Annotated in this window: 11 protein-coding genes; 9 read left to right on the forward strand and 2 right to left on the reverse strand. The window is 55.9% G+C overall.

Features of this window, described 5'->3' with window-relative positions; all coding sequences use genetic code 11:
• Window positions 1–433: 433 nt before the first annotated feature.
• The 9 genes from HQL52_00780 to HQL52_00820 all read left to right on the forward strand — a co-directional run bounded on the left by HQL52_00780 (window position 434) and on the right by HQL52_00820 (window position 7,441).
• On the forward strand, window positions 434–1,060 hold the full coding sequence (locus HQL52_00780; protein ID MBF0367969.1) for a hypothetical protein: 627 nt from the start codon (window positions 434–436) through the stop codon (window positions 1,058–1,060).
• Window positions 1,061–1,409: 349 nt separating this feature from the next.
• Window positions 1,410–1,880 carry a flagellar assembly protein FliW gene (locus HQL52_00785; GenBank protein MBF0367970.1) on the forward strand — a complete coding sequence of 157 codons (471 nt, stop codon included), beginning with the start codon at window positions 1,410–1,412 and terminating at the stop codon, window positions 1,878–1,880.
• Window positions 1,881–1,992: 112 nt separating this feature from the next.
• On the forward strand, window positions 1,993–2,853 hold the full coding sequence (locus HQL52_00790; GenBank protein ID MBF0367971.1) for a flagellin FliC: 861 nt from the start codon (window positions 1,993–1,995) through the stop codon (window positions 2,851–2,853).
• 27 nt (window positions 2,854–2,880) lie between these two features.
• On the forward strand, window positions 2,881–3,744 hold the full coding sequence (locus HQL52_00795) for a flagellin FliC (GenBank protein MBF0367972.1): 864 nt from the start codon (window positions 2,881–2,883) through the stop codon (window positions 3,742–3,744).
• 348 nt (window positions 3,745–4,092) lie between these two features.
• On the forward strand, window positions 4,093–4,491 hold the full coding sequence (locus tag HQL52_00800) for a flagellar protein FlaG (GenBank protein MBF0367973.1): 399 nt from the start codon (window positions 4,093–4,095) through the stop codon (window positions 4,489–4,491).
• A 35-nt stretch (window positions 4,492–4,526) separates the two neighbouring features.
• Complete coding sequence (gene fliD / locus HQL52_00805) at window positions 4,527–5,996, forward strand: flagellar filament capping protein FliD (protein ID MBF0367974.1); 1,470 nt, start codon at window positions 4,527–4,529, stop codon at window positions 5,994–5,996.
• 123 nt (window positions 5,997–6,119) lie between these two features.
• On the forward strand, window positions 6,120–6,497 hold the full coding sequence (gene fliS, locus HQL52_00810; protein MBF0367975.1) for a flagellar export chaperone FliS: 378 nt from the start codon (window positions 6,120–6,122) through the stop codon (window positions 6,495–6,497).
• Window positions 6,498–6,503: 6 nt separating this feature from the next.
• Window positions 6,504–6,959: a flagellar export chaperone FliS gene (gene fliS, locus HQL52_00815; protein ID MBF0367976.1), complete on the forward strand. Its 456-nt coding sequence runs from the start codon at window positions 6,504–6,506 to the stop codon at window positions 6,957–6,959.
• Between the two features lie 35 nt (window positions 6,960–6,994).
• A complete protein-coding gene (locus HQL52_00820) occupies window positions 6,995–7,441 on the forward strand; it encodes a hypothetical protein (GenBank protein ID MBF0367977.1) in 447 nt (148 codons plus the stop codon).
• 412 nt (window positions 7,442–7,853) lie between these two features.
• On the opposite strand, the gene HQL52_00825 is transcribed toward HQL52_00820, so the two are convergent.
• Complete coding sequence (locus tag HQL52_00825) at window positions 7,854–8,258, reverse strand: RNA-binding S4 domain-containing protein (GenBank protein MBF0367978.1); 405 nt, start codon at window positions 8,256–8,258, stop codon at window positions 7,854–7,856.
• A 279-nt stretch (window positions 8,259–8,537) separates the two neighbouring features.
• A partial coding sequence (locus HQL52_00830; protein MBF0367979.1) for a hypothetical protein occupies window positions 8,538–8,901 on the reverse strand: 364 nt, incomplete at its 5' end.

The following is an 8,901-nucleotide window of genomic DNA, read 5'->3' on the forward strand; positions in this document are numbered from 1 at the left end:
TGCGGCCCTGATGGCTGCGGACTCTTCCGCCACCCTGACCACGGCCCAGGCCACCACCATCGCCACCGCTGCCCTGGCCGCCTTCGGGCTCTCCACGGACGGCGAAACCGAGATCGTCGGTGGCGGCAGCCAGGATGCGGTCGTCGCTTCCCTGCTCGCCGAAGATATCACTGCAGCCGATGCCACCGTGGCGGCTGATGACGCCCGGGTGCTGGCTGCTGCGGCTTATAGCGCCTCCCAGACCGACACCAACTATACCACCCTGACCGATGAGGTGGCCGGTGCTGCCACCACCAGCGATGTGGTGGACGATGCCGTCACCGACGGCACCACCGTCGAGGATGTCCCGGTGGGCAACATTATCCTGGTGATCGCAGCGTATGATGAAGCCATCGCCAACGGTAACGATATCGAGACCATCGCCCAAGCGGCCATGGATGCCGATCAGAGTGGCAATCTCACCCTGGAGGAGGCCAAAATCATCGCCGCCGCCGGTGTGGCTGCCGCCGCTTCCGGTGGAACCGTTGCGACTTCCTCCACCGCCAGCACCAACATGGCCCGCGTGCTCAACGCCCGGGATGCCGCGGTCCAGGCCGCTTCCAAGCCCACCCCCGGCGACTATGTCACGGTGCCCGAGTGGCTGATCGACACCAGTGGTTCCAATACGTTTCCCCCGGATCCCCTGGTGGACATCACCGGTGCGTCGATCCCCACGGATCCCACACTGCCCTTCGATCCTCCTTCCACGGACAGCACCAACCCGCCGTTGGATGGTCAGCAGGCTGCAGCGCGGATGCTGGATATCATGTCCCTGGCCATTGATCGGGTCTCTTCCACCCGGGCAGAACTGGGTGCGATTCAAAACCGCTTTGATGCCAACATTGCCAACCTTTCCAACGTGGTTGAAAATGTTTCAGCAGCCCGCTCACGGATCATGGATGCCGATATCGCCGAGGAGACAGCCAATCTCACCAAATATTCCATCATCCAACAGGCCGCAACCGCCGTGCTGGCCCAGGCCAATCAACAGCCGCAACTCGCTTTACAGCTACTCCAGTAAAGCGCCCCGGTAGAGGCTCCACTCCCCCCGTGGTGGGGTCTCTACCGAAACAGGTCATCAGGCAACCTGGTCATTTTTGCCTGTTTGGTGCATGGGGAGGCATTTTTCTCCCCTCAAAAAGGTCGAAAAAACTCTTTATCGGGCAAAATAGTGGGATGTTTTTGACGAATCATTGCATTTATCGCTTTTTTAAAACGCTGAAAGATTGGTATGCTTCATGCGTAGTATTAACCCTAATCAGGTAACGTCCCCCGAGCCTCCCGCACACTGGGCGGCCTGGGCCCAAACCGACAGTCCGGACCAACAAATCGCTGTCTGGCTGGGACAAGGCACTTTCGGAGAGATGACGATGGAAATACATGGTACCCGTTTTGGTACATTGGAGTTTAACGGGGACGAAGTCATTCTTCTGGAAGAGGGCTTGCTGGGATTTCCCTTAAGCAAACGATATTTGATGTTTCCATACTCCGACGACTCCTCTTTTTTCTGGCTGCAATCGGTGGATGAACCGGAAATCGCATTTATCGTGATCAACCCATTTGAATTTTTTTCCAACCTGGAATTCTCCATCGGCGACGATGACGCCATCGCCCTGGAGCTGGAAAGAAGTGAAGATGTGGAAGTGTTTTCCCTGGTAACCATCCCCGACGGCAAGCCTGAGGAGATGCGTACCAATCTGGCAGGACCGGTGGTGGTCAATGCGGCCAACCGCAGAGGGCGGCAGATTCTTTTAAAGGAATACTCCCCCCGGCAGCCACTGATTCCCAACCAGATGAAAGAGGAAGTACAGCTGCTGTCACGCAAGGATTCCAACGGCTAGGATCCACCAGAGAAAGAATGCTTCGTCAGCACCTCCAGGGGTGATATCGATAACAGGTTGAATCAGGACGGTTTTTTACCGCCGACCGAGCCACAAACGTAAGGATCGAGCCATGCCGCTCTTTATTAACACCAATATAGCTTCTCTGAACGCTCAGCGGGTTCTGGACCGCTCCACGTCGGCTCTGGGTCAATCCTTTGCCCGACTGGCTTCCGGCCTACGAATCAACTCCGCCAAAGACGACGCGGCAGGGCTCGCCATCTCCACCCGGATGACCTCCCAGGTTCGGGGGCTCAATCAGGCGATCCGCAACACCAACGACGGCATCTCCCTGTTGCAGGTGGCTGAAGGGGCTCTGGACGAAACCACCAACGCCCTGCAACGTATCCGGGAGCTGGCGGTACAGGCGGCCAACGAGACCTACAACTCTTCCGACCGGGCCGATCTCCAGCTGGAAGTCGATCAGCTGCTTTCGGAAATCCAACGCATCTCCACCCAGGTGGAATTCAACAATCAGACGCTCTTGAGCGGTGGTTATGCGGGTGCGGTGTTTCAGGTGGGCAACCGGCAGGACCAGACCATTGCGGTCACCATCGACAATGCCCTGCCTTCGGCCCTGCTCTCCATCGGGCGCTATACCGAAGCCTCCATCGCGGCGGGTTCCGTACCCCGGGTGGACATCACCACCTTTTCCGCTGCGGGCAGCGCCTTGTCCCAGCTCACCAACGCCCTGGATAGTGTCACCGATATTCGGGCCAACCTCGGCGCCATGCAAAACCGCTTCGAGTCTACGGTAGCGAACCTGACCAACGTTGTAGAAAACATCTCGGCTGCCCGCTCCCGTATTATGGACGCGGACATCGCGGCCGAAACGGCAAATCTGACCCGCAACTCCATTTTGCAACAGGCTGGCACCGCCGTATTGGCACAAGCCAATCAGCAGCCTCAGCTTGCCCTACAGCTTCTTGGATAGCCCAGAGCTTCCAGAAGGGGATAAATCATGCCTTTGTTTATCAACACCAATATCGCGTCTCTGAACGCCCAGCGGGTTTTGGACCGCTCCACGTCAGCTTTGGGGCAATCCTTCGCTCGTCTCGCGTCCGGTCTGCGGATCAATTCCGCGAAAGACGACGCGGCGGGGCTGGCTATCTCCACCCGGATGACCTCTCAGATTCGGGGGCTCAATCAGGCGATCCGCAACACCAACGACGGCATCTCCCTGTTGCAGGTGGCTGAAGGGGCTCTGGACGAAACCACCAACGCCCTGCAACGTATCCGGGAGCTGGCGGTACAGGCGGCCAACGAGACCTACAACTCTTCCGACCGGGCCGATCTCCAGCTGGAAGTCGATCAGCTGCTTTCGGAAATCCAACGCATCTCCACCCAGGTGGAATTCAACAATCAGACGCTCTTGAGCGGTGGTTATGCGGGTGCGGTGTTTCAGGTGGGCAACCGGCAGGACCAGACCATTGCGGTCACCATCGACAATGCCCTGCCTTCGGCCCTGCTCTCCACCGGACGCTACACCGAGGCCTCCATTATCGCTGGCACTGCACCCCGGGTGGACATCACCACCTTTTCCGCTGCGGGCAGCGCCTTGACCCAGCTCACCAACGCTCTGGACAGCGTCACCGACATCCGGGCCAACCTGGGTGCCATGCAAAACCGCTTCGAGTCCACGGTAGCGAACCTGACCAACGTGGTGGAAAATATTTCCGCCGCCCGCTCCCGGATCATGGATGCCGATATCGCGGCCGAAACCGCCAACCTGACCCGCAACTCCATTTTGCAACAGGCCGGTACCGCTGTTTTGGCCCAAGCCAACCAGCAGCCCCAGCTCGCGCTACAACTATTGGGTCAGTAAGGTATTAAATTTCAAGACAAAAACCTGCTACAAAGGGGTTAAGCGCAACCAGGTCGGATTCCAAATGGTCACAACGCCCTGAGCGGATTCAAGGCTTCAGTTGAACGACCGGAGGGAAAGAGTTCCAGACAAACGAATGAATGGGACTCCCGGATAGACCGGGGAACGCTGGGAAAAAACCGAATAAGCTTCAGGGAGATAAAAATAGGCTAAAGTCAGAAACGAAAATGGCCGAAACGAACGTAGGGAAACCATTGATCGGAAGAAACAAGAACACGGCGAAACCCTTGGCGCCCTGTTTAAAGCAACAACCGATCAAAAAAATCTCGCGAACGATGAGGTGATTTCATGGAAGGCTTTGCGATTCCAAATCTGAAAATAGCCCCTTCGGAAAAAACCGAAGGCTATCCCCTGCCAGGCCACAGCTCTCTGGCTAAAAAGGCTGTTATCAAACCGGAAACAGCCGTACCTCCCCCAAAAAAAGGGGAGTCCTCCTCCAATTCGATGGACAAGGAGGGGCGTCAGGAAGCAAAATTGCTACTCGACCTGGTGGATGAGGTCAACCAGACCCTGAACAAGTTTACCTCTTTGAGGTTTACCGTGGATCAGGAGCTGGAAGAAACCATCATCCGGGTGGTGGACAGCAATACCAAAGAAGTGGTGCGACAGATACCCAGCGATGAAATGATCGACCTGGCCAAACGCATGCAGACTCTGGACGGTGGCATCATCGATGCCACAGCCTAAGTGCTGTATCAAAAAAGTCAGGCGAGGAGGTTGATATGAGCGTCGGTTCAGTGACATTTGGTGGTTTGGCCAGTGGTCTGCCAGCAGACATCGTCTCCCAGTTGATGGAAGCCCAGACCTATCGTCTGGACGCCATGGAAGACAAAGAGGACACCTATAACGATCAGAAGGATGCTTTTTCCGAACTGGAAACCCTTCTGAAAACACTGGAGACCACCTCCAGCAGCTTGCAGGCGGCGTCCACCTTTACGCCCCACACCTCCACCAGCTCCGACACCGACACCATCGCCGTCTCGGCTGACAGCGATGCGTCGGAGAGCGTCCACACCATTTCGGTGGAAAATCTCGCCACCAATCAGACCGCGGTGATGGCCATTGGTGGAGATGCCGCCGACCCCAACACCGGTACCGGTGTGGCCGATGGTGCCGAGGTGGTTACCGACGGCACCACGACCTTTACCTTCGATTACAACGGCACCACCTACGACATTTCCGCCAGCCTCACCGATGGCGATGGTTTGACGGAAATCGCAAGCTACATCAATGAGCTGGACTTCAGCGCCGACGGTGATGGCGTGGTCGCCTCAGTGATGAGCGACGGCACCAACGAGCGCCTGGTGCTCACCGCCCAGGACAGCGGCGAAAACAGCGGTGCCCAGCGAATCACCAACATCACCCTGGATGTCGATTTCGACACCGATGGCGATGCCACTGGTGATGTGACCCTCTCCACCGGCGACTTTGCCAACGGCATCGACGCTGAAGATGCCGAGTTCACCGTGGACGGCGTTTCCGTTACCTCTACCAGCAACAGCGTCAGCGACGTCATCGAAGGGGTCACCCTCACTCTTCTGGACGACAACAGCGGCGCGGGTACCGCTGACGTGACCATCAGCGTCAGCAACGACACCTCCAGCCTCACATCCACCCTGGACAGCTTTGTCAGTGCCTATAATAGTGTCATCGAATATATCAACAGCGAAAAGGAAGGGGCCTTTTCCGGAGAATCTCTGACCCGTTCCATCATCTCTCAGATGCGTTCGGTGCTCAACACCTCCACCAGCCTGGATGATGGCAGTGGCGACGACCTGAGCCCCTATTCGATGCTGGCGGAAATCGGCCTCAGAACCGACTCGGAAGATGGGACCATCAGCTTTGACAGCTCTACCTTAAGCGATGTTCTGTCGGATAATTTCGAAGCTGTGGCGGCTATTTTTACCAATTCCCTCTCCGACGGCGACGCCGGCAACGAGGGTGTAGCCCACCGCATGGCGGACCTGATGGACGCCATCACCGACTATACCGACGGCTCCCTCACCGGCCGCCTGGACGGCATTGAAGACCGTCTGGACTCCATCGCCGATCAGATTGAACGGGAAGAGGAGCGCCTCATCACCATCGAGGAGCGCATGACCCTCAAGTTTGCCAGCCTTGAACAGCTGGTCAACAGCATGAACGGGGCAGCGGGATCCCTGGAATCCACCATCGCGAGTCTCCAAGCCTGATTGTTGGTCTGCTTATTGCAAGCCTTGAAGAAAGTCATACCCAGCTTTGCAAGGGGGGATCGTTGTTGATGACAGCGGTCTATTTCTTCAGCATCATAAAGGTTTGCAGGAAAGACACGCATCATGGAGATCAAAGCCGCAGAAGCCGATCCGGCAGCCCCGGATCAACTGTCCCAGCTGGATATCCTGATCCAACTCTATGAAGGGGGGATCAACTTTCTGGAACAGGCCATCACTGCCTGTGAAGCCGGGGAAACGGAAACGTTCAAATCCTTTCTTGAGCGGGGACGGCGCATCATCGAAGAGTTCAAAAAAACCCTGAACTTCGATGAGGGTGGGCAGGTTCCAGCCCAGTTGAACGACCTATACGACTTTATGCTCGACAGCCTGACCCAGGCCGATCTGACCCACGATACCCTCTACATCCGCCGGGTGATAGAGCAACTTCAGGTATTGTTGGACGGTTGGCGGGGCGTACAGAATGCCAACAGCGGAAAATGAGGCACCATGTCCTACGGCCTAAGAAGCTATAAAACCTCACGGGCGCACACCGCCTCCCGGGAAGATCTGCTGATTCTCCTGTATGAAGGTGCGATTCGCTTTCTGGAGCGCTCCATCGCCGAAAAAGAGGCTGGAGAACTCAGTGCCCACAAGATGTCCCTCAGGCGCGGTCTCTGCATCATTGCCGAGCTGCAAAACACCCTGGATTTCCAGGAAGGTGGGGATCTCGCACTACAACTCTTCGAGCTCTACGGCTTCATGCTCGACCGCCTCACCAAAGCCAATCTCACCCAGGATGTCTCCCACATCCAAAAGGTGATTCGTCACCTTACGACCCTCCTGGAAGGGTGGCGGGAAGCGGTACGCCAGGTCAAAAAAGACGGACTGCCCGGACAACAACCGGCAGCCACCGCGCCCATCGACCCGGCCAACCCCCCAACCCTGCGGGTGAGCGCTCTCTAGAATCCAACAGGATCATTGCCAGCATGTAGGATGCGGTGAGCCGTGCGAACCGCATCAACCAAGCTACAGCTGCCAAACTTTTCACCAACAAACACGCCCCAAACTGGACGGATCAGCGCTCTCCCATGGAAAAAACCATCACCACCCTGGAACGCCTCTTCGAGCAGCTGAATGATCTGGAATCCCTGGAATCTGCGGAAATAGACAAAATCGCCGGGGAGTGGAACAGCGCCATGGAAAAGCTCACTCAAAAGAGCGCCAGCCATGTCCGTGGGGCAGGGGATGCCCAACTCCGGGAACGCCTCACCGCCATCATGAAGCGACTGCCTGACGTTCAGGAAGGGTTGGAAAAATCCAAATCCCAGGTAGCCCGGCAAATTTTCGCTGAAAAAAGACGCTTCAACACCATCAAAGGCAGCTTTGACAACTTCGACAACCAAGGGCGCGCCCGCCAGGGACGCCTACTACGCAAAAAAGCCTGACCACCCGCGCTTTACCCGCCGCAACTGACAATTTCCTGACATTCCAAAGCCAACAAACCGATACCTCTGCTCATTTTATTATAGGCATTCGAATCAAGAAGTTGGACATATGCCGTTGCACTTTTGCCGTCATTCCCGCGAATGCGGGAATCCAGGGCCTCTGACTTTGAAATTGACACCACCGGTTCCGTCATTCCCGCGAATGCGGGAATCCAGGGGGTCTGGCGCGAACCTTTCCAAATCTTGCATCACTTTCAGCAAAATACCGGCCTTTCTTGAAGATTTGGTTTTTCCTTGAGGGCAATCATCAGCTCCCTGGGTCCCCGCCTTCGCGGGGATGACGAGTCAGGGAAGAGTGTCCAATTTTGAGATAGAACTGCTATAGAAGCATGGGTGCTTGTCCTGACCAAAATCATCCCTCACGCCATTTATCCATGCGACGGCGATCCCGTTTGGTGGGGCGACCACCCTGAAAGTCCGGTGCCACAGGCTGGTTTTTAATCTGAATAGCCAAAATCTCCCGGGCTTCGCGGCTGGCCTTGGTCTCCTTATAGAGCTTGGCCGCCTCCTTGCCGGAACCCCGACGGCTGGAGAGTTCCACCACTTCCACCAGGTAAGTGTAGGGAGCTTTGCGAATTTCCAACCGATCCCCAACCTTAAGCTGTCGCCCCGGTTTAGCCCGAACCCGACCCAAATTCACCTTGCCCCCTTTGATCGCCTCTGCAGCCAAAGATCGGGTTTTGAAAAAACGAGCCGCCCAAAGCCATTTATCGAGACGGGGGAACTCATCGTCTTTTTTGCTCTCTTTCCGGGCCATCTGTTTCTCCCTTCCACGATCCTTGTTGATACGAGGTCAAGTTCACAATCTGAGGTCAAGTTCACAATCTGAGTCAAAAACAAAATCAAAGAAAAAAGCAAAACCGTGGGGGCTCGCCCCCACACCCCCGGGGGGTTGTAAATCAAAGGATTAAGATCAAAATCAAAGGATTAAGATCAAAATCAAAGGATTAAGATCAAAATCAAAGGATTAAGATCAAAAGACAGACCTTGGGGGGAAAGAATTCCCCCCAATCCCCCCCATCTTTTTTTTTAATAGTTAAAACCTGATACCCTCCAACACCTGCCGCAATTTGGCCTCAATTCCAGCAATAGCCGTCGCCCGCATCCTTGCATTCTGCGCCAACACATCCAACTCAGCCACCATCTGAGTGACATCAATAGCCACCCCCGAAGCCCCCCCACACACCTGACTCACCTCTAAAACCTTTTGACTCAAATCACCAATCTCACCCGAAAGAGCCGCCATACCACCAATCGTATCCGAAAGAACCGCCGAAACCCCCTCCACCTGGTCCGAAGCCTGAACCATCCCCCCACTATACGCCGCCATATCCCGGGTAACCCCCCCAGCCTCCTCCATAACCTGAGCCATGGAAGCCGTAATGGCAGATACACTCTCC

Source organism: Magnetococcales bacterium (assembly GCA_015232395.1).
Lineage (GTDB): Bacteria > Pseudomonadota > Magnetococcia > Magnetococcales > JADFZT01 > JADFZT01.

Bases quoted from the DNA above. Each gene is read 5' to 3' on its own strand.
- fliS (MBF0367975.1), top strand. From the start codon at position 6,120: ATGGAGATCAAAGCCGCAGAAGCCGATCCGGCAGCCCCGGATCAACTG.
- HQL52_00800 (MBF0367973.1), top strand. From the start codon at position 4,093: ATGGAAGGCTTTGCGATTCCAAATCTGAAAATAGCCCCTTCGGAAAAA.
- HQL52_00795 (MBF0367972.1), top strand. From the start codon at position 2,881: ATGCCTTTGTTTATCAACACCAATATCGCGTCTCTGAACGCCCAGCGG.
- HQL52_00780 (MBF0367969.1), top strand. From the start codon at position 434: ATGGATGCCGATCAGAGTGGCAATCTCACCCTGGAGGAGGCCAAAATC.
- HQL52_00785 (MBF0367970.1), top strand. From the start codon at position 1,410: ATGGAAATACATGGTACCCGTTTTGGTACATTGGAGTTTAACGGGGAC.
- HQL52_00825 (MBF0367978.1), bottom strand. From the start codon at position 8,258: ATGGCCCGGAAAGAGAGCAAAAAAGACGATGAGTTCCCCCGTCTCGAT.
- HQL52_00790 (MBF0367971.1), top strand. From the start codon at position 1,993: ATGCCGCTCTTTATTAACACCAATATAGCTTCTCTGAACGCTCAGCGG.
- fliS (MBF0367976.1), top strand. From the start codon at position 6,504: ATGTCCTACGGCCTAAGAAGCTATAAAACCTCACGGGCGCACACCGCC.
- fliD (MBF0367974.1), top strand. From the start codon at position 4,527: ATGAGCGTCGGTTCAGTGACATTTGGTGGTTTGGCCAGTGGTCTGCCA.